25 protein-coding genes are annotated in these 26,000 nt (G+C 50.0%); 8 read left to right on the top strand and 17 right to left on the bottom strand.

The window, feature by feature from the left end; genetic code table 11:
- The first annotated feature begins 101 nt into the window (after positions 1 to 101).
- Together Q7P67_RS04820 and Q7P67_RS04815 are read left to right on the top strand one after the other, a co-directional pair.
- Positions 102 to 956: a class I SAM-dependent methyltransferase gene (locus Q7P67_RS04820; protein WP_303850778.1), complete on the top strand. Its 855-nt coding sequence runs from the start codon at positions 102 to 104 to the stop codon at positions 954 to 956.
- Positions 956 to 1,630: an RluA family pseudouridine synthase gene (locus Q7P67_RS04815; RefSeq protein ID WP_303850777.1), complete on the top strand. Its 675-nt coding sequence runs from the start codon at positions 956 to 958 to the stop codon at positions 1,628 to 1,630. The genes Q7P67_RS04820 and Q7P67_RS04815 overlap by 1 nt, the downstream gene beginning before the upstream one ends.
- Here the strand turns inward: Q7P67_RS04815 and Q7P67_RS04810 are convergent.
- Genes Q7P67_RS04810 through Q7P67_RS04775 form a run of 9 tightly spaced genes read right to left on the bottom strand, consistent with a single transcriptional unit; the run spans position 1,599 to position 7,834 of the window.
- A complete protein-coding gene (locus tag Q7P67_RS04810; RefSeq protein WP_303850776.1) occupies positions 1,599 to 2,111 on the bottom strand; it encodes a DUF3795 domain-containing protein in 513 nt (170 codons plus the stop codon). The genes Q7P67_RS04815 and Q7P67_RS04810 overlap by 32 nt on opposite strands.
- A gap of 15 nt (positions 2,112 to 2,126) precedes the next feature.
- The gene (locus Q7P67_RS13435) at positions 2,127 to 2,447 is read right to left on the bottom strand and encodes a type II toxin-antitoxin system RelE/ParE family toxin (RefSeq protein ID WP_369695994.1); all 321 of its coding nucleotides are present in this window, start codon (positions 2,445 to 2,447) and stop codon (positions 2,127 to 2,129) included.
- Positions 2,437 to 2,712 (bottom strand): type II toxin-antitoxin system Phd/YefM family antitoxin, encoded by a 276-nt coding sequence (locus Q7P67_RS04805; protein ID WP_303850775.1) that lies wholly within the window; start codon positions 2,710 to 2,712, stop codon positions 2,437 to 2,439. Before Q7P67_RS04805 ends, Q7P67_RS13435 begins: the two co-directional genes overlap by 11 nt.
- Before the next feature lie 54 nt (positions 2,713 to 2,766).
- Positions 2,767 to 3,492, bottom strand: coding sequence for a M48 family metallopeptidase (locus Q7P67_RS04800; RefSeq protein WP_303850774.1), 726 nt, complete (start codon positions 3,490 to 3,492; stop codon positions 2,767 to 2,769).
- The gene (locus Q7P67_RS04795) at positions 3,452 to 3,919 is read right to left on the bottom strand and encodes a hydrogenase maturation protease (protein WP_303850773.1); all 468 of its coding nucleotides are present in this window, start codon (positions 3,917 to 3,919) and stop codon (positions 3,452 to 3,454) included. Before Q7P67_RS04795 ends, Q7P67_RS04800 begins: the two co-directional genes overlap by 41 nt.
- Positions 3,912 to 5,228, bottom strand: coding sequence for a Ni/Fe hydrogenase subunit alpha (locus Q7P67_RS04790; RefSeq protein WP_303850772.1), 1,317 nt, complete (start codon positions 5,226 to 5,228; stop codon positions 3,912 to 3,914). The genes Q7P67_RS04795 and Q7P67_RS04790 overlap by 8 nt, the downstream gene beginning before the upstream one ends.
- Positions 5,221 to 5,967, bottom strand: coding sequence for a hypothetical protein (locus Q7P67_RS04785; RefSeq protein WP_303850771.1), 747 nt, complete (start codon positions 5,965 to 5,967; stop codon positions 5,221 to 5,223). The genes Q7P67_RS04790 and Q7P67_RS04785 overlap by 8 nt, the downstream gene beginning before the upstream one ends.
- Positions 5,964 to 6,797 (bottom strand): FAD/NAD(P)-binding protein, encoded by an 834-nt coding sequence (locus tag Q7P67_RS04780; RefSeq protein WP_303850770.1) that lies wholly within the window; start codon positions 6,795 to 6,797, stop codon positions 5,964 to 5,966. The genes Q7P67_RS04785 and Q7P67_RS04780 overlap by 4 nt, the downstream gene beginning before the upstream one ends.
- A complete protein-coding gene (locus Q7P67_RS04775; RefSeq protein ID WP_303850769.1) occupies positions 6,794 to 7,834 on the bottom strand; it encodes a 4Fe-4S dicluster domain-containing protein in 1,041 nt (346 codons plus the stop codon). The genes Q7P67_RS04780 and Q7P67_RS04775 overlap by 4 nt, the downstream gene beginning before the upstream one ends.
- Before the next feature lie 84 nt (positions 7,835 to 7,918).
- On the opposite strand from Q7P67_RS04775, the gene Q7P67_RS04770 reads away from it, so the two are divergent.
- Positions 7,919 to 8,692 (top strand): threonine/serine exporter ThrE family protein, encoded by a 774-nt coding sequence (locus tag Q7P67_RS04770; RefSeq protein ID WP_303850768.1) that lies wholly within the window; start codon positions 7,919 to 7,921, stop codon positions 8,690 to 8,692.
- Positions 8,689 to 9,150: a threonine/serine exporter family protein gene (locus tag Q7P67_RS04765; RefSeq protein WP_303850767.1), complete on the top strand. Its 462-nt coding sequence runs from the start codon at positions 8,689 to 8,691 to the stop codon at positions 9,148 to 9,150. Before Q7P67_RS04770 ends, Q7P67_RS04765 begins: the two co-directional genes overlap by 4 nt.
- A gap of 160 nt (positions 9,151 to 9,310) precedes the next feature.
- On the opposite strand, the gene Q7P67_RS04760 is transcribed toward Q7P67_RS04765, so the two are convergent.
- The 8 genes from Q7P67_RS04760 to Q7P67_RS04725 all read right to left on the bottom strand — a co-directional run bounded on the left by Q7P67_RS04760 (position 9,311) and on the right by Q7P67_RS04725 (position 21,088).
- Positions 9,311 to 10,594: an O-acetylhomoserine aminocarboxypropyltransferase/cysteine synthase family protein gene (locus Q7P67_RS04760; protein WP_303850766.1), complete on the bottom strand. Its 1,284-nt coding sequence runs from the start codon at positions 10,592 to 10,594 to the stop codon at positions 9,311 to 9,313.
- Between the two features lie 53 nt (positions 10,595 to 10,647).
- On the bottom strand, positions 10,648 to 11,070 hold the full coding sequence (locus tag Q7P67_RS04755; RefSeq protein ID WP_303850765.1) for an Rrf2 family transcriptional regulator: 423 nt from the start codon (positions 11,068 to 11,070) through the stop codon (positions 10,648 to 10,650).
- Between the two features lie 94 nt (positions 11,071 to 11,164).
- Complete coding sequence (locus Q7P67_RS04750) at positions 11,165 to 11,974, bottom strand: CsgG/HfaB family protein (protein ID WP_303850764.1); 810 nt, start codon at positions 11,972 to 11,974, stop codon at positions 11,165 to 11,167.
- A gap of 268 nt (positions 11,975 to 12,242) precedes the next feature.
- The gene (gene ilvC, locus Q7P67_RS04745; protein WP_303850763.1) at positions 12,243 to 13,259 is read right to left on the bottom strand and encodes a ketol-acid reductoisomerase; all 1,017 of its coding nucleotides are present in this window, start codon (positions 13,257 to 13,259) and stop codon (positions 12,243 to 12,245) included.
- 103 nt (positions 13,260 to 13,362) lie between these two features.
- Complete coding sequence (gene ilvN, locus Q7P67_RS04740; RefSeq protein ID WP_369695998.1) at positions 13,363 to 13,860, bottom strand: acetolactate synthase small subunit; 498 nt, start codon at positions 13,858 to 13,860, stop codon at positions 13,363 to 13,365.
- Positions 13,861 to 13,878: 18 nt separating this feature from the next.
- Complete coding sequence (gene ilvB / locus Q7P67_RS04735; RefSeq protein ID WP_369695997.1) at positions 13,879 to 15,576, bottom strand: biosynthetic-type acetolactate synthase large subunit; 1,698 nt, start codon at positions 15,574 to 15,576, stop codon at positions 13,879 to 13,881.
- A gap of 355 nt (positions 15,577 to 15,931) precedes the next feature.
- Positions 15,932 to 17,593, bottom strand: a complete 1,662-nt coding sequence (ilvD, locus tag Q7P67_RS04730) for a dihydroxy-acid dehydratase (protein ID WP_303850760.1) — start codon at positions 17,591 to 17,593, stop codon at positions 15,932 to 15,934.
- Between the two features lie 444 nt (positions 17,594 to 18,037).
- Positions 18,038 to 21,088, bottom strand: a complete 3,051-nt coding sequence (locus tag Q7P67_RS04725) for a DUF1566 domain-containing protein (RefSeq protein ID WP_303850759.1) — start codon at positions 21,086 to 21,088, stop codon at positions 18,038 to 18,040.
- A 276-nt stretch (positions 21,089 to 21,364) separates the two neighbouring features.
- Here Q7P67_RS04725 and Q7P67_RS04720 point away from each other — a divergent pair, with 276 nt between their 5' ends.
- Genes Q7P67_RS04720 through Q7P67_RS04705 form a run of 4 tightly spaced genes read left to right on the top strand, consistent with a single transcriptional unit; the run spans position 21,365 to position 25,999 of the window.
- Positions 21,365 to 21,811, top strand: a complete 447-nt coding sequence (locus tag Q7P67_RS04720) for a hypothetical protein (protein ID WP_303850758.1) — start codon at positions 21,365 to 21,367, stop codon at positions 21,809 to 21,811.
- Between the two features lie 38 nt (positions 21,812 to 21,849).
- Entirely contained in the window at positions 21,850 to 23,118 is a 1,269-nt protein-coding gene (locus tag Q7P67_RS04715; protein ID WP_303850757.1) for a tetratricopeptide repeat protein, read from the top strand.
- 10 nt (positions 23,119 to 23,128) lie between these two features.
- Positions 23,129 to 24,700, top strand: a complete 1,572-nt coding sequence (locus tag Q7P67_RS04710; protein WP_303850756.1) for a DUF342 domain-containing protein — start codon at positions 23,129 to 23,131, stop codon at positions 24,698 to 24,700.
- The gene (locus Q7P67_RS04705; RefSeq protein ID WP_303850755.1) at positions 24,701 to 25,999 is read left to right on the top strand and encodes an oligosaccharide flippase family protein; all 1,299 of its coding nucleotides are present in this window, start codon (positions 24,701 to 24,703) and stop codon (positions 25,997 to 25,999) included.
- Position 26,000 lies beyond the last annotated feature (1 nt).

The following is a 26,000-nucleotide window of genomic DNA, read 5'->3' as shown; positions in this document are numbered from 1 at the left end:
ATTATTGTCAACTGACCGTGTCTGAACCATTCTACACCCGCCGAATTAAACTTGTTGAGTTAAATACGTAATGTGCTACTTTATTTTTTTCGGAGGATGAAATGTCGAAGTCAGGATCATACCGTCTGCTGGACAGCGGACTGGGCAGAAAACTTGAGGACGTGGGCGGATTTATCATAGACAGACCCTGCGGGCAGGCTGTCTGGGAGAAAACCCTTAAAGACGGCAGATGGCAGGAAGTGCACGCCATATTCTCCCGCGAGGGCGGAAGCAGCTGGTCGTACAGAAAAAATATGCCTGCGGAATGGATAATCGACCTCGACGGACTGAAATTTTATATTTCACCCACCGATTTCGGACACCTCGGCGTATTCCCTGAACACAGATATTCGTGGGGATGGGTGCGCGAACGCATACAGAACGCAAAGAAACCCCTGCGCGTACTGAACCTCTTCTCATACTCCGGCGCGGCAACGCTTGCCGCCGCAAAAGAGGGCGCGGACGTGACCCACGTTGACGCGTCTCAGAAGATTAACGACCTCGCAAAGCGCAACATGAAACTCAACGAAATCAATCCGCAGAAGGTGCGGTTCATCACCGACGACGTTATAAAATACCTTAAACGGGAAGAGAAACGCGGCTCTAAATACGACGGCGTGATACTCGACCCGCCCAGCTTCGGCAGGGGCAGCAAGGGTGAGGTGTTCAAGATAGATACACATCTCCCCGAAATACTGAAACTGATAAAAAAAGTGCTCAACCCGAACCCTTCGTTCGTGGTGCTCACATGCCATACACCCGGATACACTCCAATGACGCTTAAAAACCTCCTCACGCAAATGATGGCGGGAGTGAACGGCGACATAGAGACCTCGGAACTGACTCTGGATCGTGGCGAAACGGAGATACCCGTTCCGGCGGGGTTCTTCGCCGCATGGAAACAGCAGGGGCTTTGATGGAAATACTCTTTGCCGACAACCACGTCATAGCTGCGTCCAAACCCGCAGGCATACCCACACAGCCATCCGACGGGCACAAGGACAGCTTTGAGGGCAGAGTGAAACAATGGCTGCGTGAAAAGGACGGAAAAACGGGCAACGTCTTCCTCCACGCCCTGCACAGGCTCGATACCCCCGTCAGCGGCGCCGTGCTCTTTGCAAAGACCGACAAGGCACTCTCTCGCCTTAACGCGTCCATGCGGGACAAAAAACATAAAAAAATATATCTGGCTGTTGTCGAAGGTGTTTTTAAAAATACGAAAGGTACTCTGAGCCATCACCACTCACACATGCGGTTTATGGCAAGGATAACCGACAAGCCCCATGAAGGATCAAAAGAGGCGGTTTTAAGCTATGAGGTGAAGGCGGTTGATGGCGGAAGGTCGCTTGTAGAGGTGACACTTGACACGGGCAGATATCACCAGATACGCGCCCAGCTCGCGCATATCGGACATCCCATATTCGGTGATGAAAAATACGGCAGCAGAAACCGCATGGATAACGGTGCAATAGCACTGCACCACTACAGAATGGCGTTCGTCCATCCGGTATCGAAAGAATTTATAACAGTGACCGCGCCCCTGCCGGACGCGTTCCCTTTCAGCCGTTTTTCAGAGCAAGATACTTTTTAATCTCGTCCATATGCTCCGCAACGTATGCGTTCGACGGTTCATGTCCGCATCTGCGGCATTTCAGGTCATACGCAGAGTTTGGATATCCGCAGGCAGGGCAAGCGTAGCGCTGGCGCATCTCAAGCACCCACTGGTGCGAACCGACTTCTGCGATACGGGCAAAGTCTTTGTAGATATCTTTTCTGTGGGGTTTTGACACCTGAAAGGTGGCGAACAGTTCGCAGGGCACATCAGGACATTCACCGCATGAGCTTATCCCTTTTGACTTTGCGCATTTCACCATCTCGCAGTTGCGGCAGAAACCCGTAACTCTGCCTGAACGGCAACCTTCGCACTTTACGTCCTCGATGTCAGTACCGAACATCTCCGCGAAATGCTGTAATTTTTCGATATCGTTATTTTCAGTTGCGATATACACCGCGCATCCGCCGCAGTATAACCCGCAAACCGCCGCCAGTACCGGCTGTTCTTTATTTGGCATAAAACACCTGTAGTTCTATAAAACAAGTCTTCTGGATAAAATATCACTGACATTTTGTCTGCTGTCCAAAACAGCATACACCAGAATGGTATCGTTGATAATCGTAAATATTAAACGCCATACAGAGACTATAATCTCTCTGAAATTAATGTTGTTATATATTCTCAGCTCAGGCACAAGTCTTGAACGCTTCGGGAATTCTGAAAGTTTCCCGACCGCCGAAAATATCTCACCACCTATCCTGCGTGAAGTTTCCTTATCGTCAAAAGAAATATAATTGACCAATGATTTAAGGTCATTTTTCGCAGGCTCGGTCCATATGATATTAAAGGGCATCAAGCTGTTCCTTTAACATTTTTCCGACCTCTTCATGTGAGTATATTCTGCCTTCCTCAACAGATTTTTCCCCCATGGCGATTATTTTCAGCATTGCCATGGCGTCCATCATCTCCTGATATGACCCTGCATCCATCAGAACCGCCTTGGATTCACCGTTCTGAGTTATCACAATGGGGCTTCTGGTTTCGTTAACCTGCCTGAGAACCTCCGCCGCGTTCGCCTTAATATAAGAAATCGGTTTGATGTTGTTTTTGATGTCCATATCGCCTCCAGTCTTAATATAATACTAAATTCAGACCTGAAACACAATGAAAAATCATACCGGATAATGCCTGAGTAACCTGCGCAGGGCGGCGTAATTCGGGATATATCGCCCGACCATCGCCCAGAAGAGCTTTCCGTGGTTGTGATGGGCAAGATGTGCCAGCTCATGCACTACAACATATTCGATGCACTCAACTGGGAGCTTTGCCAGATAGATATTAAACGAAAGACCGCCCTTTGAAGAGCAGCTGCCCCAGCGGCTTTTTGCCTTACGAAAGGTCACAGTTGCTGGTTTCAGCCCCATAATTTCAGACCATTTTTCTACCAGCGGCGGCACTATATGTTTCACCTCTTTCCGGTAAAAAGCGTCCAGCTTATCAAGCAGTATTTCGTCGCGCATCATGTTCGGATTATATTCAAAAACGCATTTTCCGGCATTAAAACCGATTTTTACGGCACCAATACCCATCTTTTCGTTGAATATCCACTGATTTTCGTATTCAACACCGAGATAATACATGTTTTGAAGGGGGTCTAATGTGACCTTACGGTTTTTTTCCTCTAATTTCGACTTAATCCACGCTGATTTTGATAAAATTATTGAGATAGCGTCCTTTTCGGACAGGTGTGCGGAACGCAGAACAACGCGATTGTCCGCGCCGATGCGGATGTATACCCGTTTAAGTTCGGGTCTTATCTCATGGGTGAATGTGATGCCGCCCGCCGTCAGCTCTCTGTCAGAAGCGGCTGTTGTTGATGATCTTCGCCAGAGTTTCACAGGATTCCTTAACGGATTCGTCCATCTTCCGCATAAATTCAACGCTCGCGGGCTGCACGCCGCAGATAACTATCTCCGCTCCCGTCTCCTCGCGTACCAGCTTTGTTATGAGGGGCAGAGGAACTTTATGAGTGCTCACTGAGCGCACCGAGAGGGTATCTTCATACAATATCTGTATCGTGCCCGCCGGAAAACCCATGTCCGCAGCATCAAAGAACACTGCCTTTGCGGGTTTAACCTCAAGGGCTTTGTCGTAGGCAGTTTCAGGTTTTTCTCCCGCATCGAAAACGGCGATTCCGTCCCGTTCGTAAATTAGCGAAACGATCAGCGAACCTGCGAAATCATCGCCGCGCATGGAGTTTCCAAGCCCGATATACAGTGTAAGACCTTTTGCGGAGGGGAGAATCTCTCTTATGGTATCAGACAAAATCCACCTCCAGAACGTGGGTTGAACAGGAGATGCACGGGTCATATGCCCGCACCATCATCTCGAACAGAAGGGTTGCCTCTTCCTGCGGTCTGCCGCAGACCATACCTGCCAACTGACGCATATCAAGCTCTATATTGGCAAGGTTCTGCCCCGTGGGAATAACGCAGTCGGCAGAAAGGATGGTTCCTTTGTCGTCCACCTCATAGCTGTGGTAGAGCAGTCCGCGGGGAACCTCGACCGCGCCGACACCCCTGCCCGCCTTCACCTTTATCACTTCATTCTCGTTCAGCCCCACTATGACCGCCTCGGACTTGTCCGTGCCTTTTTCCAGCAGCCTGTCTATTATCTGTATGGCATCGTCCGTGAAGTGGAAACACTCCACAATCTGTGCCGCAGTGTTAAGGTATGCGTTCGCGCAGACGGGTTTCAGTTTCAGCTCATCCGCCGCATATTTCGCCAGAGGATGGAGCATATCGTAATTATTGTTGAATCTCGCCAGCGCACCCACCATGTACGAATCGCCCGAAAGTTTGCAGTGCTTCGCCGTTGAATGGGGCACAAGATACTCGTTGGTAAGGCTTTTATATTCGGATTTATCTTTTATTATCCCTTTGCTGGATTTAACTTTTCCGTTCAGAAGGGCATATCCTGCGTCGCTTGTGAGCGAAACGTATTCGGTCTCCCGCTCAAATTCCGGAAAAACGAAGGTCTTTGCAAGCTCCAGCGTGGGCAGAAGATCCTGTTTTATGGACGAGAAATGTTTTTTCATCTCAAGCAGGTCTGCCTCGGAAGGTATCTTCGTGAACCCGCCCACAGTGGACGAGATGGGGTGAACGTGCCGCCCCACCAGAACTGAACAGGCGTCGTTGCAGCATTTTTTCATGCGCAGTGCGCGGCGCACAGCTTCCCCGTGGGTGGCTGTCATAGCAAGGGCGCTCTTTTTGCCCAGCATGTCCGGTGCCGCAAGCATATATATGTGCAGAATATGGCTGTCGAGGTTTTCAAGATGGAGCATTATCCTCCGCAGAAGTGTCGTCTGCTCGGATGGCGTGAAGCCGATGGCATCCTCCGCCGCCTGAATACTTGCGAGGCTGTGCCCGCATGAGCAGATTCCGCATATGCGGCAGGTGATGTGCTGCAATTCAAAAATACTTCTGCCGCGCACCATAGCCTCGAAAAAACGTGGAGCCTCGACGATTTTCAGCTCGCATTTGTTCAGTTTTCCGTTCTTCATATCGACGACGATATGTCCGTGCCCCTCAACTCGTGTGAGAAACTCCACGTTGACAGAGAGATTTTTACTCATCTTTGCCCCCTGCCGCTGCGTTGTACATATCGATGGATTTAAGTATCACGTCGGGGTCGAGGTCGTATTTTTTCATAACGTCCCTCGCTCCGTGGATGTTGGGGTTGCTGAGCAGTCCGCGGCAGCCGTAGCAGCGGTTTCCGTTGTTCAGACACCAACTGTTGCAGCCGGCTCTGGTTATGGGTCCCATGCAGTTTATCCCCTTTTCGTACATGCACTCGTTCTCGTTGAAACGGCACTCAACGCACACAGCATGGTCGGGAATGACGTATTCCAGCCCTGCCAGCGCGCTTTTGAGCACTTTCAGAAACTCCGGCGGATATATGGGACAGCCCGGCACAATGTAGTCCACCTCGATAATATCCCCCACAGCCTTTGTTGGCATGGAAGGATAATCTTTGAACCTGTCGCCGTAAACAATCCTGCCGTTCTCCTCCATTGGAGTTTTGTTCTTTATACCGTTTATGCCGCCGTTAACGGCGCAGGCACCGTATGCCATAACCATTTTCGAGCGGCGGCGTATCTCTTTAACCTTCTCTTCCGCTTCTTCATTGGTGACGCTGCCTTCTATTATGGCAAGGTCATATTCGCCATCCCATTTCTCACTCATCAACTCGCGGAACTCCACAACCTCGATATGTCCCAGAAGGTCGAGAAGCTCTTCGCCAAGGTTTGCCACCTGAAGCTGACAGCCCTCGCAGCAGGCAAGGTCGAAAAATGCAACCTTGGGCGCACTCATATCGCCCCCTCAAGGTCTTTCACCTTGTCATAGGGGAACACGGGACCGTCCATACAGCAGTAATACTGGTGTATCTGGCAGTGTCCGCAGCGTCCCATACCGCATTTCATATGTCTTTCCAGCGAAACGTAAATCCTGCTTTCAGGCATCCCCTTTTTCAGAAGCTCCTGAATGACGTATATATACATCTCAGGCGGTCCGCAGACCACGGCAAACGTGTTGTCGGGGTTGAAGTTCACCCCCGGAATAAGGGTTGTGATAAGTCCCACGTTACCCTTCCATTCCGGATCGGATTTATCCACAGTGCAGCAGAAATTCACGTCCATACGCTCCGCCCAGACGGCAACCTCGCTGCCGAAAAGCATCTTGTCCGGAGTCTTACAGCCCAGCAGTATATCCACCTTTCCGAAGTCGCGCCGCTCGTCCAGAACGTAGTTTATCAGCGAACGCAGAGGCGCAATGCCAAGCCCGCCAGCAATGAATATCATATCCCTGCCCTTGAGCAGGTTGACAGGGAATCCCACCCCGAATGGACCTCGGATGCCTATCTCGTCGCCGACCTTTAGGTTGTGCAGAACCGAGGTCATTCGCCCCACCTTTCGTATGCAAAGCTCAAAGGTATCCTGATTGGTTGGTGACGAGCACACCGATATAGGAGCCTCACCCGCGCCGAATATGGATACTTCCACAAACTGACCGGGGTCGTGGTCCAGGTTTTCGCCGTTCTTCAGCCGTATCTCATACAGCTTTTCCGTGGCGGTCATGGGGGTTATCTTAACCACTTCAGCCTTTATTATCTCGTAGCCGGATTTTTTCAGCGGTATTCTCATATCTCACCCCACGATCTTTTCAGGTTCGATATGGTCTCTTTAAGGTTTATGGAAGCCATGCACTGCCTGCTGCATCTTCCGCAGCCCGTGCAGAAAAATTTCCCGTAGCGCATGACAGGATATTTGAATTTGCGGAAAAATCTGTGCCGCGTGCGCTGTGCGCGCTTAGGACGGAAGTTTTCGCCACCCGCGATTATTGCAAAGGTCTCGTTCTGGCAGGAATCCCATACCCGCACGCGCCTGCCTTTGGCAAGGTTGAGCTCCGGCTCGTCGTTGACGTCGAAACAGTAGCAGGTGGGGCATACGTTCGTGCAGTTGCCGCACGAAAGGCATTTTTCCGCCGTCCTGTCCCAAACGTGGCTGTCGAATCCCCATTCAAAAATAGACGGTATCTCCGCAAGACTCACGTCGGTTTCGTTTTTGAACAGCTTTTTCTTGTCCGAACGAAGTTTTTTCAGCGTCTTTTCCGCCACGGTGTCAGCCGGCTCAAAGCCTTCAAAAAGCTGAACCATGCCCTTTCCCGCGAAGGTGTTTATACTGAAATAGTAGTGGTCGCCCATATCCGTCATGAAGATGTCATAGCCGCCTGTGGGCGTGTGGGTCTGCATCAGCCCGCATGAAGCGTACTGGTCGCATTTTCTCAGACATTCGTAGCCGATAAGCAGAATCTTGTCGTGGCGCGCCTGATAATGGTAGTCTTTCGGTCTGTCCATAAAGACGTGGTTCAGACACTGTATGCCCGCTATGTCGCATGAATGTACACCGAGGATGACCATCGGTTCAATCTCAACAAAAGCCTGCATGTTCTGCCCTTCGGTGGTATCATATTCCAGAAGGGTTTCGTGTTGCGGCAGAAAATATTTTTTCGGCGGCAGGATGGTGGGGATGTGGTCAAGGCAGACCTCGGACGGATTGGTGATAAAATCGAACGCGAAACTTTTATCCCCCCGTCTTGTGGGTGCCGCAACCTTATATGAATTCATAAGAGCCTCGACAAAACCGTCGAAAAGCTCTTTTTTAAGCAGTACGTCTTTCATCAATGAGCCTCGCCATTATTAGATTATTATACACCAGAGCGGTTTCAAATGAAACCACAGAAATGAACGCCCGCGGGAGAAGTAATGAACACAGCGGAAACAACTGTCAGCCCTGAGCTTGAAAGGTGCATACAGCTTGTAATCTTTCTTGGCAGCAGGCTCCTTGAAAGCGGAGCGGAGAGCAACCTCATCCGCGAACTTATGCTGCGCACGTCACGCATCATGGGTGCCGACGACACTGAGATATCACTTTCGTCAAGCTCTATGGTACTGACCGTATACAAAGATTCCAGATGGACAACCCTTACCTCACGCTGTCCCGAACGCGGGGTGAACATGAACGTCGTCACTCAGCTTCAGCAGGCGGTGGTTCACTGCGAGCGGGGGAACATCACACGCGACGAGATGGAACAGAGGATTAAAAATGTCAGCGCAATGCGCTATCCTCTATGGATAACTGCACCCGCCATCGGGCTTTCATGCGCTTTTTTCAGCCTCCTTGCCGGAGGCGATATTCCGGTTTTCATAACAACTTTCATAGCGGCTTCCGTCGGGAGGATAGTATTCACTGTTCTGAACCGCGACAGGTTCAATCCGGTTATCGGCTCTTTCGCAGCAGCGTTCATCTGCACGCTTCTGGCGGGATTTGCCATGCTGAAACATTTCGGCGCTGAACCGGAAACCGCAGTCTATTCCGCCGTACTCATGCTCGTTCCGGGGTTTCCGCTGGTTAACTCGTTTTCGGATATGCTTAAAGGATTTAAAAATATGGGGGTGGCACGGCTGGTCTCAGCGACGCTGCTTACGCTGGCAACGGCGCTGGGGATACTCTCCGCCATGGGGTTACTGGGCATATGAACACTTTTAAGATAATAACTGAATGTCTTTTCGCTGCCGTTCCCGCCGTCGGATTTGCAGTCGCGTTCAACGTCCCGCCGAAATACCTGAAATTCTGTGCAATCGGCGGCGCACTGGGGTTTCTGGTGCGGTCTGTCATGATGGAATACGGGGTGCAGATATCGCTGGCAACGTTCACCGCTTCCATACTGGTGAGCTTTTATGCCGTTTTATGGGCACAAAAAAGCATGGCGCACCCGCGGGTGATAAGCGTTGCGTCCATAATTCCCATGATACCCGGTGTTTACGCGTATAAAACAATGATAGCCATCGTGGAGCTTGCCAACCGCGGTTACGATATGGCAATGATGCAGTCCGCCGTTGAAAACGGGTTGAAGACGTTCTTTATCCTCGGCGCAATCGCCTTCGGACTCGCCATACCGGGGCTGCTGATATACAGAGGCAAACCTGTGGTTTAGACAGAAAAAAAGCCCGACGGGGATGAGTCCGTCGAGCCTCTCTTCTGTTACTATAAGGAGGTGGAAACAATACCGGAGTTCGGGCGTATCCCATGTCAGAGTCCCCCTCTTCCGCCCAAACTCGCAGTATATTAAAAATCCCTGCATAACGCAGGAGGTGTTACGCGTTTAAAGCCTGTTCAAGGTCGGCTATGATGTCCGCGACATCCTCTATACCTATGGAAAGACGGATAAAATCATCTGTCACACCTGCGGAAACCCTCTGTTCGGGAGTAAGCTGCTGGTGGGTTGTGCTTGCCGGATGGATTATCAGCGAACGGGAATCGCCAATGTTCGCAAGGTTTGAGAACAGTTTAACGTTATTTATCACCTTCTCGCCGCCTTCAAGTCCACCCTTAACACCGAAACCGATTATTGCGCCGAAACCTTTGGGCAGATATTTTTTTGCCCTCTCATGGTCTCTGTGGCTTTCCAGTCCGGGGTAGTTCACCCATGCCACTTTCGGGTGGTTTTCAAGATACTGCGCCACTTTCAGCGCGTTTTCGCAATGTTTCGCTATGCGCAGGGTCAGAGTTTCAAGTCCCAGAATTATCTGATGGGAGTTGAAAGGGCTTATACAGGAACCCATGTCCCGAAGGAGCTGTACACGGGCTTTGATGGCATAAGCTATACCCTTCACCACCGCGCCGTCATGGTTTCCGAACGCCGCCCAGTAGCTCAGTCCGTGGTAGCTGGGGTCAGGCTCTGTCAGTTCAGGGAATTTTCCGTTCGCCCAGTTAAAATCGCCCTTCTCAACTATCGCGCCGCCTATGGAGGTGCCGTTTCCGCTGATGAATTTTGTCAGCGAAAAGACGGCTATATCCGCACCGCGGGCAAAAACGTCGTAAATATGGGGCGCCACTGTATTGTCAACGATGAGGGGTATATTTATGCTGTGGGCAAGCTCCGAAATCCTGTCGAGATCGTCAACGTTGTTTTTCGGGTTGCCTATTGATTCGATGTAAAACGCTCTGGTGTTTTCATCCGCCGCCTTGATGAAGTTTTCAGGGTCGGCTGAATCGACGAAACGAACTTCGATTCCGAGACGTTTCAGAGTGTATTTGAAAAGATTGTATGTTCCGCCGTAAAGATTTGTCGTACTTACGATGTTCTGTCCGGCTTCCGCGATGTTTAATATGGAATAGGTTATCGCCGCCTGACCGGAAGAGAGAGCAAGAGCCGCCGTTCCGCCTGTGAGAGCCGCGAGACGCGCCTCAAGAACCGCCGTGGTGGGGTTTGTGATGCGGGTGTAAATGTTTCCGAACTCTTTCAGCCCGAAAAGGTTAGCAGCGTGCTCGTTAGATTTGAAGACATAGCTTGTGGTCTGGTAAAGGGGTACCGCACGGGAACCATCTTCGCCTGGGGTATAACCTGAATGAAGAAGCTGTGTGTCTGTGTGGCTCATATCAATACTCCTATTTTTATCACCGATTTTATGATATATATAATAAAAAATTTTTAAATGATGTAGTTTAAAACTTTCGCATCATTTCTGCAGGATTCTGCAAGCTCAAGTAAAGTTGTGTTGTTGAGGTAATTAAATATAACTGCACGGAGACCGTGCATATATTCCTTGAGCATACATTCGCCGGTGGTAACTTTGTCGCAGTCCACCATGACAAGCTCACCGTCTATAGCTTTGAAGATGTCGTAAACGCGTATTTCGGAAGGTGCAGTTTTAAGTGAAAATCCGCCGTCAGCGCCGCGTTTGGATTCCACTATCTCCGCACTTTTCAGGTCGTTCAGAATGAGTTCCAGAAAGCGTACGGGGATACCGTGAATTTCGGCAATTTTTGCTGCCCTGACAGGTCCTTTGCCGTAGCTTCCGGTAAGCTCAACCGCCGCGATAAGTGCATAGTAGCATTTTGCTGTAATCTTCATTCATCACCTTTATCATGATAATAGTGATGTTTTATCAGAAGTCAAGCGGGAAATTTAAGAAAAATAAAAAGGCGGTCAGAAAGACCGCCTTTTGCTATTCATTACTTGGCATATTATCAACATTTTGCGGTTCCTGCGGTGTGGGGCGTGTCTCTATCCTTGCCGACGCGAATGATTCCGTCATATAGTTTGCAATCCCGAAAACCACGTCGCGCACAACCGAATCCAGCACCAGCGATTTGGATATACTCCAGCCGCCGCCGCCGACAGCTCCGTTAACCGCAGCAGCACCGAATCCCCATGAGGATTTTGAACTGTCCGCCTGAAACGATTTGGAATCCACGACTTCCGCCGTTGACGGATTAAGCACACTGAGGTCGAAAGCCATCTGCGCCGCCTCTTTCGTCTTGCTCACAAGTCCTATGACGGGGATATATCCGCCAGCCAGAGCACCGCCGGAGCGGGTTACGTCTATGGATGTTATTGAGCCGTCGACAAAAAGGTCTATCTTTGGAATTTTTATCTCCTGACCGGTTATTGCGGCTATCTTTCTCAGTTTTTCCACCTGTTCAGTATCAACTATATTAAAACATTTAGTCTCTTTCAGCGCGTTTGAAAGCATTGACCGAACACCGCTTCCAACGTTCTGGACACCGCCGGAGCCTGAAAACACTTTGGCAAGCTCGCTGATACCGCCTTTCATCTGTGCACCGGCGTTTGTTCCGTTCTGGCACGATGCCGCTTTGCAGTCGATATCGTTTATGACGACATTCAGCATAGGATGCTCCGCATCCGGTGCATAGCATTTCGGAACCGGAACTTCGATTCTGCTGACCACCGTATCCGAAGCGAATGCAGCGCCCGCCGCGAGGCAGCATGTCAATATTATTATACCTAATTTCATATAGACCCCTTATTAAAACGGTAAACAAAAGTAGCATATTACGGTGACGGTGTAAATTTGATTTAGTTTCGGATGGTAATTGTGACAGAAAAGAATGTGTGGGTTCTCTTTTTTGCCTTTTAGATGCAAGCAGTACAAGGAAGGGGCGATGAGAGGGCTGCGAGCATACAAACTGAGTATGTGAGCAGTTCCGAAGAGCAGCTGACACAGTAATGCGCCGCATATAAAAGGCAAAAAGTAAGGGGCGGTTGAAGCCGCCCCCATGTGATTAGTTCTTAGATTTGTCTACGATTTTGCTTTTGCCCAGCCAGCTCATCATGCCGCGCAGTTTCCCGCCGACCTCTTCGATCTGGTGCTCAGCGCCCATTCTTGTAAGAGCGTTGAATGTGGGGCAGTTAGCCTTGTTCTCAAGCATCCACTCTTTCGCAAACTGACCTGACTGAATTTCGTACAGCACTTCTTTCATACGGTCTTTCACATCGGGAGTGATGATTCTCGGACCTCTTGTAAGGTCGCCGTATTGTGCAGTATTGCTGATAGAATAGCGCATGTTGCTGATACCGCCTTCATAGATAAGGTCAACTATCAGTTTAACTTCGTGCAGACACTCGAAATATGCCATTTCGGGAGCGTAGCCGGCTTCAACCAGCGTTTCGAATCCGTACTGGATAAGCTGTGCAAGAGAACCGCAGAGAACCGCCTGTTCGCCGAAAAGGTCTGTTTCTGTCTCTTCTTTGAAAGAAGTTTCAAGCACGCCGGCTCTTGCGCCGCCGATAGCGTTAGCGTAAGACAAAGCAACTTCGCGGCTGTCGCCGGTGAAGTCCTGATGGATGGCGATGAGACAGGGAACGCCTGCGCCTTTCTGATATTCGGCGCGAACGAGGTGACCGGGGCCTTTGGGCGCGATCATAACAACGTTAACGTTTTTCGGGGGTACGATCTGGTTGAAGTGAATGTTGAATCCGTGTGCGAAGGCAAGGTAGTTGCCCTCTTCCAGACCGGGAAGGATATCGTTTTTGTAAATATCGCCCTGAATTTCATCGGGAGCGAGAACCATGATGAAATCAGCCCATTTACAAGCCTCTTTCACTTCCATAACTTTCAGACCGGCGCCTTCGGCTTTCGCCCATGAGGAGCTGCCTTTACGAAGTGCAACGCACACGTCCACGCCGCTGTCCTTCATGTTGTTTGTGTGACCGTAGCCCTGGCTTCCGTAGCCTATTACAGCTACTTTTTTAGATTTGATAAGCTCAAGGTTCGTGTCTTTTTCGTAGTAAGCCTTCATTATATAGTTTCCTCCGGAAATTATTTCAAAAACTCAGATTGCTTCGCCGTTTACAGCAATAGCGTCACCGCCTGGCAGTATCATAAACGTCGCAGCCACAAAACTATTTCATTTCAGACGTCATTTTGCTGCCGCGTCCGATGGCTATTGCGCCCGTGCGGACAACTTCGATGATACCGTAAGGTTCCATTACGTTAAGGAAAGCGAGTATTTTATCGTTAGCCCCTGTCAGCTCTATAACAACCGATTCATTGGTTATGTCCACGGTTTTCCCGCGGAAGGTGCTGACGATGTTGAATACGTCCGGGCGTGTTCTCTGTGTTGCATGTACCTTAACAAGTATCATCTCTCGTTCTATGTGGTCCATTTCGGAAACGTTGCGGACACGGATCACGTTCACCAGCTTGCGCAACTGTTTGATTATCTGCTCGACAACCCTGTCGTCGCCCATGGTGACTATGGTCATAATCGAAACGGATTCGTCCGTTGTTCTGTTAACGGAGAGGGATTCTATGTTGTAGCCTCTGCCGCTGAAAAGTCCCGAAATGCGGGAAAGTACGCCGAATTTGTTCTCAACCAGAACTGATATAGTGTGTCTCATCATTGCGGTATCCCTCCCTTATTTCTGCATCAGCAGCATTTCGCTGACGGACGCACCCGCTGGTATCATGGGGAAAACGTTCTCGTTTCTGTCAACAGTGAAGTCCATAATAACGGGTTTATCCTTAACTTTGAGGGATTCTCTGATAGCCGCCTCAACATCCTCTTTCCTGTCGATGCGCATTCCGACCGCACCGAATGCCTCTGCCAGTTTAACGAAATCAGGCTGACAGTTCAGATCGCAATGGCTGAATCTGTCGTTGAAAAACATGTTCTGCCACTGGCGTATCATGCCGAGGTATCTGTTGTTCAGTATGGCAACCTTAACTGCTACCTTGTTCTGTACGGCGGTGCATATTTCCTGCATGTTCATCATGAATGAGCCGTCGCCTGCGATGTCGAAAACTTCCTTATCAGGGCAGCCGAGCTTTGCGCCGATTGCCGCGGGAAAACCGTAGCCCATGGTGCCTAAGCCTCCGGAGGAGATGAACTGATGGGGACGTTTGAACTTATAGAACTGTCCTGCCCACATCTGGTTCTGTCCCACCTCGGTGGTAATGATGGCGTCACCCTCCGTAACTTTGTATATTGTTTCAACAACATACTGAGGCTTGATGATATCTGCCGTGCGGTCATAGTCGAAGGGATGTTCCCTGTCCCATGCCTTTATCTGCTCGCGCCATTCTTTTCTGGCGGAAGCGTTCTTATCCCAGTTGAATTTGTCTATTTCGCCAAGAGCCTGTTTAAGAACGGCTTTGCAGTCACCTACTATAGGCACTTCAATCTGTACGTTCTTGCTTATGCTCGCGGGGTCTACGTCGATATGGGCAATCTTCGCGTTGGGAGCGAAACCGTCCAGACGTCCGGTGGAACGGTCTGAGAAGCGTGTTCCTATCGCAAGGATGAAGTCGGGATCTGAAACAGCCATGTTTGATGCGTAGTTTCCGTGCATTCCCAGCCAGCCGACGAAATTTTCATGAGTTCCGGGGAAACCGCCGAGACCGAGGAACGATGAAACAACGGGAACGCCCGTAATTTCGCTGAACTTAACAAGTTCCTCGTTCGCTTCTGAAAGAACCACGCCTCCGCCCATATAGATAACGGGCTTTTTAGCCGATTCAAGCAGACGCAGCATCTTTTTAATCTGTCCGAGGTGACCTTTGACAGTGGGGTTATACCCTGTCAGATTGACCTTTTCAGGCCATTCAAATTTTGCTTTCGCCGCCATAATGTCTTTCGGCAGGTCAATTACAACGGGACCGGGTCTGCCCGTTCTTGCTATGTGAAAGGCTTCTTTAATAACCGAAGCCGTCTCTTCAACGTTTGTCAGCATATAGCTGTGTTTAACTATCGGTCTTGTGATGCCTATGATATCAGCTTCCTGAAATGCGTCGCCGCCGATAAGGCTTGTTGCGACCTGACCGGTGAACACGACCATAGGGATAGAGTCCATATGCGCGTTTGCGATACCTGTAACAAGGTTCGTTGCGCCGGGACCTGACGTACCGAAGCAAACGCCGACCTTGCCTGTTGCTCTGGCATAGCCTTCCGCTGCGTGGATACCGCCCTGTTCGTGTCTGGGGAGAATGTGTGTGATGTCTGAATCATAAAGAGTGTCGTAGACACCGAGCAGAACGCCGCCCGGATAACCGAAGATGAGATCGACACCTTCTCTCTTCAGTGATTCGATGAGAATCTGAGCACCTGTCATCATAATGTAACTCCATAAAAGATATTTGACCGCCGACTTGTGCAAACAGAGGGTCAAATACCCCTGCCCACCTACTCCGGTACGACAGCCTTTTTATATCCAAAAGAAACCCCTATCGCTCTGTCACGGACAGCGCTGTCGGCACCGGAATTGTGCTCCGGCATATTTCTTTTAAATGTCTCATAAAGCCCCGCCGAGACGGGGCTATAAATTGTGTAACAACTACCACCTCAAGAATGACGTCGTGTCATTCTTTCGCAACGCTTAGCACAGGCAAAGCCTGTACACGCTCACACTCTGTTCGGCTTCGGTGGAAAACACCTCAGCCTCGCTCCGTGCAAACGCATCCTGCGTTTGTGGACTAAAGGTCTTCAATCCTGCAGATTGCGCCCTGTGCCGCGTTTGAAACGCGGGAAGCGTATTTTGCCAGATAACCTTTTTTAATCTTCGGCTCCGGCTTAACCCACTCGGCTCTGCGTTTTTTCAGCTCCTCAGCGGGAACATCAAGATTAATCGTCCTGCCGGGAATGTCAATAACTATTTTGTCGCCATCCTTGATAAGCCCTATGTCGCCGCCCTCAGCCGCTTCGGGGGAGATATGACCTATGCAGGGTCCCCTTGTGCCGCCGGAAAATCTTCCGTCGGTGATGAGAGCTACCTTGTTAAGTCCCTGCCCCATAATCTCCGCAGTGGGAGCGAGCATCTCGCGCATACCGGGACCGCCTTTGGGTCCTTCATAGCGGATAACAACAACCTGTCCGTTCACAATCTGGCGGGTTTTGATTGCTTCCATAGCCGCCTCTTCACTGTCGAAACATACGGCTGTGCCTGTGAACTGGAGCATGTCCGCATTGACGGCAGACTGTTTAACAACCGCGCCGTCCTGCGCTATGTTTCCGTGGAGAACCGCTATTCCGCCCTCTTTGTGGTAGGGATTTTCCAGCGGTCTGATTATATCATCATCGTAAACTATTGCAGAGTTTGCAATCTCTTTAACCGTTCTGCCGCACACCGTGGGGTTGTCATACAGCCTGTCGCGCAGCCTGTACTGAAAAGCGGGAATACCCCCTGCCGCGTCAACGTCCTCCATAAAGAACTCGCCGCCGGGGTTGATGCTTGTGATGTGGGGAGTGGTCTTGCTGTATTCGTCAAAAAGCGCAAGGCTGAAAGGAACTTTCGCCTCATAAGCTATCGCCGGAAGGTGCAGTGCGGTGTTTGTTGAGCCGCCAAGCGCCATATCCAGCATCACTGCGTTTCTGAATGCGTTTTCGTTCATGATGTCGCGGGCTTTGATGTCCTTTTCCACCAGTTCGCAGATGGCAACGCCTGAATCGAAAGCTATGCGGCGTTTTTTGCCCGAACCTGCAAGCGCCATTCCGCAGCCCGGCAGTGACATGCCCATCGCTTCGGTGAGGCACGCCATGGTGTTCGCAGTGAACAATCCTTGGCAGGCTCCCTGTCCGGGGCAGGCGCACTGTTCTATATTTTTCATTTCGCCTTCGCTTATCTCGCCTGTGCGGCATTTCGCCATGTTCTCAAAGGTATCCTTGATGAACGAGCGTTTCTGCATGCGGTAGCTTCCTGTCGCCATAGGACCTGCCGTAACGACTATCGAAGGAACGTTCAGACGTGCAGCCGCCATGAGCATACCGGGGGTAATCTTGTCGCAGTTGGTGAGGAACACCACGCCGTCAAGTGCGTGCGCCTCCACAACACATTCTATCATATCGGCGATGGCGTCTCTTGAGGGGAGCGAATAGTGCATACCGATATGCCCCATCGCGATTCCGTCGCAGATGCCGGGCACACAGAAGATGGACGAGTGACCGCCGCCTGTGTGAACGCCTTTTTCAATGTATCTTTCAAGGTCTCTCATGCCCACGTGTCCGGGGATGAGATCGGTGAAACTGGAACAGATGCCTATGTGTGCTCTGCCCATGCTGCTTTCCGGCATACCCGTGCCGTACATCAGTGCTCTGGCGGGTGCTCTGTCTATGCCGACTTTTGTTCTGTCACTTCTCATATTCACCTCTTATAAAAAACTGCATCGTGCAGTTTTTTATTTAACGCTTAACACAGGCAAAGCCTGTGTACGCTCACACTCCGCTTGGTTTCACCGCAAAGCGGCTCAACCAGCACTCCGTGTCGGCGCGTCCTGCGCCTCCTATTTACCTCTTATAAAAAACTGCGTCGTGCAGTTTTTTATCAAACGCTTAACACAGGCAGAAGCCTGTGTACGCTCACACTCCGCTTGGTTTCACCGCAAGGCGGCTCAACCAGCACTCCGTGTCGGCGCGTCCTGCGCCTCCGAGACTTTCACCTCGGTGCTGAATACGCCCCGAAAAGTTCAGGGCGACTTAAAAAATTTAAGTCATATAATTTATCACAGCATGGGGAGTATATCAAACACTAAAATCATCTTTTTAGCGAAAAAAAGGGGCGCATTTCTGCACCCCTGAATTGATTTTTACAGTCCGCCCCGGACACACCGGACATTATAACTTTCGCTAGCTTTGACACCGAAATACATACCGGGATAATCAAACCAGATTGTCCATGCAGCCTCAACTGCGCCGTAAACCTTATATGTGGATGAAGACCAGTAGCCGCTAAAAGCGGTGTTCTGGAACACTGAGCTTATTGCAGGTTCGTGAACGCTTTCGTCCCTGACAGACAAAAGCTCTCTGATGTTGGGCATTCTCCAGTCAGTATAGCCGCCAAGTTCTTTATTTTCGCAATAGCTTATTGCGTCTGCCCACACATCCGAAACTGATGCGGCTTCTGCATCGTCCTGCCACATAAGTCCTGTGTTATTGTCAGTCACTATCTCTTTCGTATCATTCCTCACGAAATCTGCAGCGGGATATGAATTACCGCGGACACATAAGACATGATGCAAATCAGTTCCGATATAAGTCTGCGAAAGACCGTCACGGAAATACATTCCCCAGTAATTTCCGTACGTACCATCGCCTTCTGCTGTTGACGACCAGTAATATGACTGTTCGATATTTACAAAGGCAGAATTTAACGCCGGACTGAACCCGTCGTAATTCACAATGGTCTCCAGTTCTTCGATTGACGGAAGCCTCCAGTCGCTGTAGCTGCCGATGGTAAGGTCTGAACAGATAGTTACCGCATTATCCCACGTATCCGAATAATCATCCCCGTTATCCTGCCACATAAGACCGTTAACATTGTCCGTTATTATGCCGGCGACACTGTCTACGGTGAAATCGGGATCAGCACCCGCCTGATATGCTCCGTCCTGCCCGCTTAACAGACATGCCGCAGCATCAAGAAGAGTTCCTGCGCTGTCCCAGCAGCTCGCCTGCCCTGTCTTTGTCATTACCCATGAAACTATTGTCAGGTCAAATGTAAGCGTATTTACACCGCCTGTTCTGCCATCGGATACTGTTATGACGATATCTTCATATACACCTGCTTCCGCTGTTCCGGAAACCTCTCCGGTGGAAGTATCTATACTCATCCATGACGGGTTGCCGGATATGCTGAACGTCAAAGTATCGCCGTCATCATCACTTGCTGTAGGCGTAAAGCTGAAAGCCTCGCCGTTCTTTACAGTTACGGGCGTTCCGCTGATACTCGGCGCATGGTTCTGAACCTCTATATCAAACGATGCAAGGGATACGCTCGCCGTGCCGTCTGAAACGCTGATAACTATATCGCTGTATGTACCGCTCACCGTGGGGGTGCCTGTCAACGCTCCCGTGGTTTCGCTGAACGCAGCCCAGTCGGGCTTGTTCTCAATGCTGAAAGTAAGAGTGTCTCCGTCCGCATCACCGGACGTCGGCGTAAAGCTGTATGCCGTATTGACATACAGGGATGTCGTCGGTGTCCCGCCTATGGTCGGAGCGTTATTCGGATCTTCAACCGTTATGCTGAACGCCGCAAGGTCTATCGTGGCTATGCCGTCGCTTACGGTTATTATTATATTGGTGAACGTTCCCGCCGTGGTCGTTCCTGTCAGCGCACCTGTTGTTGTGCTGAAAGTCGCCCAGCTCGGTTTGTTCTGTATGCTGTAGGTCAGGGTGTCGTCGTCTGCATCGCTTCCCGCAGGGGTGAAGCTGTACGATGTCCCTGTATCCGCCGATGTCGACGGAGTGCCGCTTATTGAAGGCGCACGGTTTGTCACTGTGATTGTAAATGCCGTAAGGCTCGCGGTGTCCGTTCCGTCTGAAACTGTGATAACTATATTACTAAAAGTTCCAACTTCCGCCGTGCCTGAGAGAGCGCCTGTTGACTGGTTGAACGTTGCCCAGTCAGGCTTGTTCTGTATATCAAATGTGAGTGTATCGTCGTCAGCATCGCCTGCCGTGGGGATAAAACTGTACGAAGCGTTACGGTAAACCGCTGTCGTCGGCGTGCCGCCTATGGTCGGTGCAGTGTTCGGGGGAACGACATCCGCCACGGTGATGGTGAACGGTGCAAGGCTTGTCGTCGCCGTGCCGTCCGATACGCTTATGGCTATTCCTGTATAAGTGCCTGTAACAGCCGTTCCGGTTAATGCTCCGGTTGTCGTATCAAAACTCGCCCAGTCAGGTTTGTTCTCTATGCTGAATATCAGAGTATCGCCGTCGTCATCACTCGCAGTTGGGGTGAAGCTGTAGCTTTCACCGTCGCCTATGGTATACGCGGGCGTTCCGCCGATGGTCGGCGCAGTGTTGACAGGCTCGTCGTCACCGGGCGTCGTCTGACAGACTTCATTGCTTTTTACTATCTCGCATACCGCACCAAGACTGCCCAACCCGCCGGACGGGATATAACAGGTCATCTGATAGCTCGCAAGAGCAGCGTTGGCATAGGTCATTCCGTAGACTTCCGCCAGCTTTGTTGTCATGGCGGTCTCAAGAGCATCACCGCTCCATGAACTGCCTATCTTCATATAAATATTGCTGTCAACTGTCAGACCGCCGAAGATAAATATTTTTGACCGTCCGACGGCTGATATTGTGCCGGATATTTCCGCTGCGGTGTAACAGTCTGTCGTCCAGCCCGCGCCGGTGCGCTCTGATGAACCCATATATGCACTGTTAAGATTCCGCGCATCGGAATTGAAGCCTGTGGGATAACCGCTGCCGGACTTCAAAATGACACCGAGATTATAAGATGTTGCACTTTCGGAGCGATAAGTGGTCTTTTTACTTCTGGGATATTGCGCCGCCAGTTCGGAAGGGGTGCCTATCAGCACTATATCATCGTAATTCCCGCTGTCGTCCGACAGATAAACAATGGATTTGCCGCCGCTTTCAGTGTAAGTCAGCTTAATGCCGCTGACCGGCTGCCCGTCCTCGTTCAGAGCGGCAACTTCATAAACAATACCCAAAGAACTGCTTGTTATGTAGGATTTTCCGGAGCTGTCCGTAACGGCGGACACGTTGTCTCCGCTGTATGTAACCTCGGAACTCAGATTTTCATCCGATGAAGAGCTGTCTGAACCGAAACAGCCTGACAGCACAAGAAAGCACGAGAAAACAAGATAGTAAACCAAGCGCATGATCTGCCTCCGCATATCAAATAATAAGAATCATCTCAACAAGGAAAACATTGTTATATTTGGTTGTCAATATCGCACGTATGTGAATTTTAACAAAAAGTATAGTCGGTCACTTTTTTTCTCCATCTTACCAAAATGTTAAAAAACAGTGCCGCAAATATGTTTTTTTACATATTCGGTATCGGAGGCTGTTTATAAGGTCTCAGCGGAAAAATCTAATATCAATTGTCTTACCATCTCCCGCATGATATAAAGATGTATATTTACGGGGGAAATATGACGTTTGAAAATTATTTCGATATGGCGGTAAAGACATTCAAATCAATGGCGATAGGGCTTTTTCTCTATCCGCTGTTCGTTGCGCTCTGCGAAACTTTAGACATGAACCTGCACTATTATCTGCCCAGACCCACTGTGGAGCATATGGGCATCGCTTTCATTGTTATCTCTGTGATATTTTTTCCGCTTTCAAACATGCTTCTGCCAATGCTCAGCAGGAAATGCGGCAGATCCTGCGATCTGGGCAAAAAGCTGATGATAGCCGCAGTCATAACCGCGGCAATGGCGGAAACGATCGCTCTGTTCGGACTTGTCATTTATATCGTATCCGCTGATACGCGCTTTTTCTATCTCTTCTTTGTGCTCTCCCTTGTGCATCTTTTCATGCACAGACCAAAGATGGAACAGTGGCAGAGGTACCTCGACGATCTCAATAAAGATTAAGTGCTTTTAAAATTTGTCTTTTCTTGATAAAATAAAGTATGGCGTACAGAAGTTATATAAAAAAAGTCCCCGGATTCACATTTCTGGGACCCATTCTTATATTTGCCGGGATGCTCTCCGCTTCGGACACGGGACTTACCTATGCCCTGAATCCGGACATGGTGCTGGACGAAATGAGCCGGAACTTCGCTGTCGCCTATTTCACAGCCACCGCTTTTTTCAGCTTCCTGCTCATGCACGCCGGATATCTGCTTTACAGCGGGATGGTTTACAGCAGATACTACGCAAGTATTGTTATTTACGCCTGCCTGACGGCGGTTCTTGTGCGCGTTTTTCTTCTGGGCATAGAGCCTGCGCCGTGGAAAATATACACAGAGGCGGCGTTCCTTGCCGGTGCGCTCCTTTATCTCGGTCAGAAACAGTTCCGCGTGCGGTTCGAATATAAACGCAGCATACTGGGTGTTACGGTATTTTTCACATGGGTAATGGTAATGATGTCTGCAGGCTATGCGTACATGAGGCTTAAAGACGGATATGCCATACCCGCCATAAACAAAATAACATTCGACGAAGCACCCTACAACGTGGAGCTTACGCCTCTGCCTTTCAGCTTCGGTCTGCGCGTTCCTCCGAATTTTCATCTCTCATCAATAGAAAACGAAACGGGCAGTCTCTCCGTTACATTCCATAACCCGGATTACGGATACATAATACTCAGCAACTTTTCCGCCATCACACCCGTTTTCAAACGGATGCGCATACTTGGTTTTCAGGACGAACTGGACTTCACACAGAGGTTTTTCAGAGAGACGACAGGTCTCATACCGCTCTATCTGCGCAAGGCAATGACCAGCATGAACGTTAAGGAATATGACAGAGTGGATGTCGGCGGCATGTCGCTTCTGCTGGAAAAATCCGACGGCGACAACTCCATAGCCCACATATTCCGCGGGCGGGATCTTCTGGGAGAGGTGAACATCCTCTCAATATCCATGAACGACACAGGACTTTACAACGAGATATTCTCAACACTGAAAAACCGCGAACCGGAAAGCGACGCACAGAAACTTTTCGAAGACGGGCTGAAACTTCAGAAAGAGGAGCGCATTGAAGAAGCGAAAAGACTTTTTGCGTGCGCATCGGTGATACATCCGGAAGATGCCGAATACAGGTACGTTCTGGCGGAGACACTGGCACTCACAGGATACGTTTCAAGCGCTAAAAAGCAGCTTGAAACCTGTATGAAACTTGCCCCAGGACATCAGAGAGCGCAGAAACTCATGGAAGCGCTCAACAAACTCAATTAGAGACCGCGCCATGCCAGTCACAACCCTTAAAACACTTTCACCCCACAACGACCACGAGCTTAGAAAGCTGCTCGAACATGTTTACGGCATCCAGCCCGAATGGATAAAGATAACCTTTGACGAAGAGCGGCTGGCAACCATCGAAATTGAAACTGAGATGGACATAGATTCCCGCGTATCCGTCGGCATAAACGACGGCGGAATGAAGGCTGAGTTCTCACTCTTTCCGGCCATAAACAAAGGCAAGGTTCTGGACAACGATGCCATCGAAAATTATCTGATAAAAGAAAAACGTCTTTATACGGAGCTTTTCCACTGGGACAGTATAAAACATTCAATACAGTATTACCTTGCCGGCTATATAGTTGAAAGAGTCGTCGTTGCTGAGGGTATGCCCGCAGAGGACGGACAGGATGCCTGGATGACCCTCCATTTCGAGCTGGACGACAGACGCCCCCGTGAGCTTGACGACGGCAGTGTCGATTTCAGGGATATCAACCACATTGTGACCGTAGAGGAGAATCAGCTTCTCATATCCTTTCATCCGGAAACCGCCGGAAGGGAAGGCATTAAGGTCACAGGTGAGAGAATACAGGCACGCCGCGGCAAAAAACTTGTGATACACAAGGGCAGAGGCGTCTATTTCGACGACGAGCGGCAGGGATACGCCGCAAAGGACGGCGGTTACGTCATATTTGAAAACAACAGGCTCAGCGTCAACCCCATATACTCCGTATACGGCGACGTTGACTATTCCGTGGGCAATATAAAATTCGACGGCACAGTCTCCGTTTCCGGCGACGTCCTCAGCGGATTTGAGATAAAAGCGAAGAGCATCGTTGTCTGGGGCGTTGTGCGTGACGCTCTGCTCACCGCCGTTGACGACATCACAGTTAAGACGGGTGTGAAATCCACCGGTAAATGTATCCTGAAGGCAGGAAGAAACATCACCGCCGGATTCATAGAAAATTCGGAAGTTGAAGCGGGTTCGTCCATCATGATAAAAAACTACTGTCTGAACTCAAAACTACGCAGCGAAGGCGAGATAAACGCCACAGCGGGCGACGGCATTATAAGCGGCGGGGAGATAAGAGCATTTTCATCCATACATGCCCGCAGGCTGGGACTTGATCAGGGACCTCAGTTCAGGGTTTTCGTCGGTGTGAAACACAGCCTTCAGGACAAACTGGAAGCGGCAATGGCGGACAAAGACAAGCTGGAGCAGATAATCAGGGATGCCGACGAAAAGATACGCAAACTGGCTAAAATGAATCCTGACATAAAGAAAAACCCAAAGCTGAAATCCATCATAACCTCCAGAACCCTTCTGATGAAAAAATTTCAGACTATGGACGAACGGGTTGAGCAGATGATAAAATCATCCATGCACCCCATGCCGTTCATACGCGTTGACCAGTCGGTGCACGACGGTGTCATCATGGTTTTTTACGGAACCGAAAAGAACTTTGCTGAAACCGAAGGAGCCGGAAAGTTCGTTTACAACAAAGCCACCGGAAAAATAGAAAAACTCAAAACCGACGCTGTGCTTGAAGCGGTTGTGACCGAAGTTAAGCTGGACTGAGTGAAAAGATATATTGATAAACTGAAACAAAGGTTGCAGGGCGACGGAGCTGCGGGGGTTTTCCGCAACATGCTGATCCTTGCCACAGGGACAGGCGCAGCGAAAGCGATAGGCTTTCTGGCTTCGCTGGTGGTCACAAGGCTGTTCACACCGGAAAGTTTCGGCATAATGTCCCTTTTCATAGCATTCACATCGCTGATAGCGCCCCTTTCTACACTCTGCTACTCATACGCCATTCCGCTGCCCAGAAACAGACATCTGGCGGTTAACATAATCCTGATGAACTTCGGCATAACCGCCGTCATGACGATGCTTACGGCACTCGCCTTCATCTTCGCCGGAGACTATATCTTCCGCGCGGCAAATGCTGACGGGCTGCAGCCTTACATCTGGCTCATTATCATAACCCAGTTTTTCGGCGGGATATACGAGACACTTAGCGGCTTTGCCACCCGCGAGCGCGCTTTCAGACCTATTGCCCGCACGAAGATGATTCAGGCGTTTTTCGGAGCCATTGTAAAGATAGTTTCAGGTTTCGCCCATTTCGGCGTAACAGGGCTTGTCATAGGTCAGGCGTATTCGCAGGCGGGCGGAAGTTTTGTATACTACAGGGCGTTTAAGGAAAAACTGAAAGAATCCATGCACAGGGTCAGTCTGAAAAGGGTGATAAGAACCGCGAAGATATACAGGGATTTCCCCATGTACAGACTGCCTTCGCAGTTTCTGCTGACCTTCTCCATACAGGCGCCGCTGCTCATGACAGGAAAACTTTTCGGCATGGCGACCGTCGGTCAGCTCGGACTTGCAACCTCCGTTCTCTCGCTACCCGTAATTCTGTTCGGCGTTTCCGCCGGACAGGCATATTATGCCGAAGCGGCGCGCATCGGAGCGAACAATCCCCGCGAAATATACGATCTTTCCAAAAAGATAGCTAAAAAACTTTTCATCGTAAGCCTGCTGCCGTTTGCAGTCTTACAGTTTGCGGGAGAGCCGCTGTTCGTTCTTGTCTTCGGCAAGGCGTGGCACCAGTCCGGCACTTTCGCGTCAATGCTTTCCGTATCCCTCCTTGCACAGTTTGTCGTTGTGCCTATCGTAAACGTACTGAGCGTACTCGGAAAACAGAGGATGTTTCTGATGTTCAACATAGTACGCACAGTAAGCATAGTCGCGCTGTTTTCAGTATGCGGGCTGTTCGGGCTTCATGCCGACGGCGTAATTCTTATCTACAGCTTTGTGCTTGCTTTAAACTATGCGCTGATGGCGTTTGTCATATTCAGAGTAATACGGAGCAGATTTTAAG

The organism is Seleniivibrio woodruffii, assembly GCF_029267515.1.
Classification (GTDB): Bacteria; Chrysiogenota; Deferribacteres; order Deferribacterales; family Geovibrionaceae; genus Seleniivibrio; species Seleniivibrio woodruffii_A.
The sequence above is the reverse complement of the archived record's forward strand: the minus strand, read 5'-3'. Positions and strand labels throughout refer to the sequence as shown.

Excerpts from the sequence above, each read along its gene's own strand:
- Q7P67_RS04760 (WP_303850766.1), bottom strand. The coding sequence starts at position 10,594 with ATGAGCCACACAGACACACAGCTTCTTCATTCAGGTTATACCCCAGGC.
- Q7P67_RS04770 (WP_303850768.1), top strand. The coding sequence starts at position 7,919 with ATGAACACAGCGGAAACAACTGTCAGCCCTGAGCTTGAAAGGTGCATA.
- ilvN (WP_369695998.1), bottom strand. The coding sequence starts at position 13,860 with ATGAGACACACTATATCAGTTCTGGTTGAGAACAAATTCGGCGTACTT.
- Q7P67_RS04720 (WP_303850758.1), top strand. The coding sequence starts at position 21,365 with ATGACGTTTGAAAATTATTTCGATATGGCGGTAAAGACATTCAAATCA.
- ilvD (WP_303850760.1), bottom strand. The coding sequence starts at position 17,593 with ATGAGAAGTGACAGAACAAAAGTCGGCATAGACAGAGCACCCGCCAGA.
- Q7P67_RS04780 (WP_303850770.1), bottom strand. The coding sequence starts at position 6,797 with ATGAGAATACCGCTGAAAAAATCCGGCTACGAGATAATAAAGGCTGAA.
- Q7P67_RS04710 (WP_303850756.1), top strand. The coding sequence starts at position 23,129 with ATGCCAGTCACAACCCTTAAAACACTTTCACCCCACAACGACCACGAG.
- Q7P67_RS04810 (WP_303850776.1), bottom strand. The coding sequence starts at position 2,111 with ATGCCAAATAAAGAACAGCCGGTACTGGCGGCGGTTTGCGGGTTATAC.
- Q7P67_RS04790 (WP_303850772.1), bottom strand. The coding sequence starts at position 5,228 with ATGAGTAAAAATCTCTCTGTCAACGTGGAGTTTCTCACACGAGTTGAG.
- Q7P67_RS04820 (WP_303850778.1), top strand. The coding sequence starts at position 102 with ATGTCGAAGTCAGGATCATACCGTCTGCTGGACAGCGGACTGGGCAGA.
- Q7P67_RS04765 (WP_303850767.1), top strand. The coding sequence starts at position 8,689 with ATGAACACTTTTAAGATAATAACTGAATGTCTTTTCGCTGCCGTTCCC.
- Q7P67_RS04775 (WP_303850769.1), bottom strand. The coding sequence starts at position 7,834 with ATGAAAGACGTACTGCTTAAAAAAGAGCTTTTCGACGGTTTTGTCGAG.
- Q7P67_RS04755 (WP_303850765.1), bottom strand. The coding sequence starts at position 11,070 with ATGAAGATTACAGCAAAATGCTACTATGCACTTATCGCGGCGGTTGAG.
- Q7P67_RS13435 (WP_369695994.1), bottom strand. The coding sequence starts at position 2,447 with ATGCCCTTTAATATCATATGGACCGAGCCTGCGAAAAATGACCTTAAA.
- Q7P67_RS04715 (WP_303850757.1), top strand. The coding sequence starts at position 21,850 with ATGGCGTACAGAAGTTATATAAAAAAAGTCCCCGGATTCACATTTCTG.
- Q7P67_RS04815 (WP_303850777.1), top strand. The coding sequence starts at position 956 with ATGGAAATACTCTTTGCCGACAACCACGTCATAGCTGCGTCCAAACCC.
- Q7P67_RS04805 (WP_303850775.1), bottom strand. The coding sequence starts at position 2,712 with ATGGACATCAAAAACAACATCAAACCGATTTCTTATATTAAGGCGAAC.
- Q7P67_RS04725 (WP_303850759.1), bottom strand. The coding sequence starts at position 21,088 with ATGCGCTTGGTTTACTATCTTGTTTTCTCGTGCTTTCTTGTGCTGTCA.
- Q7P67_RS04785 (WP_303850771.1), bottom strand. The coding sequence starts at position 5,967 with ATGAGTGCGCCCAAGGTTGCATTTTTCGACCTTGCCTGCTGCGAGGGC.
- ilvC (WP_303850763.1), bottom strand. The coding sequence starts at position 13,259 with ATGAAGGCTTACTACGAAAAAGACACGAACCTTGAGCTTATCAAATCT.
- Q7P67_RS04750 (WP_303850764.1), bottom strand. The coding sequence starts at position 11,974 with ATGAAATTAGGTATAATAATATTGACATGCTGCCTCGCGGCGGGCGCT.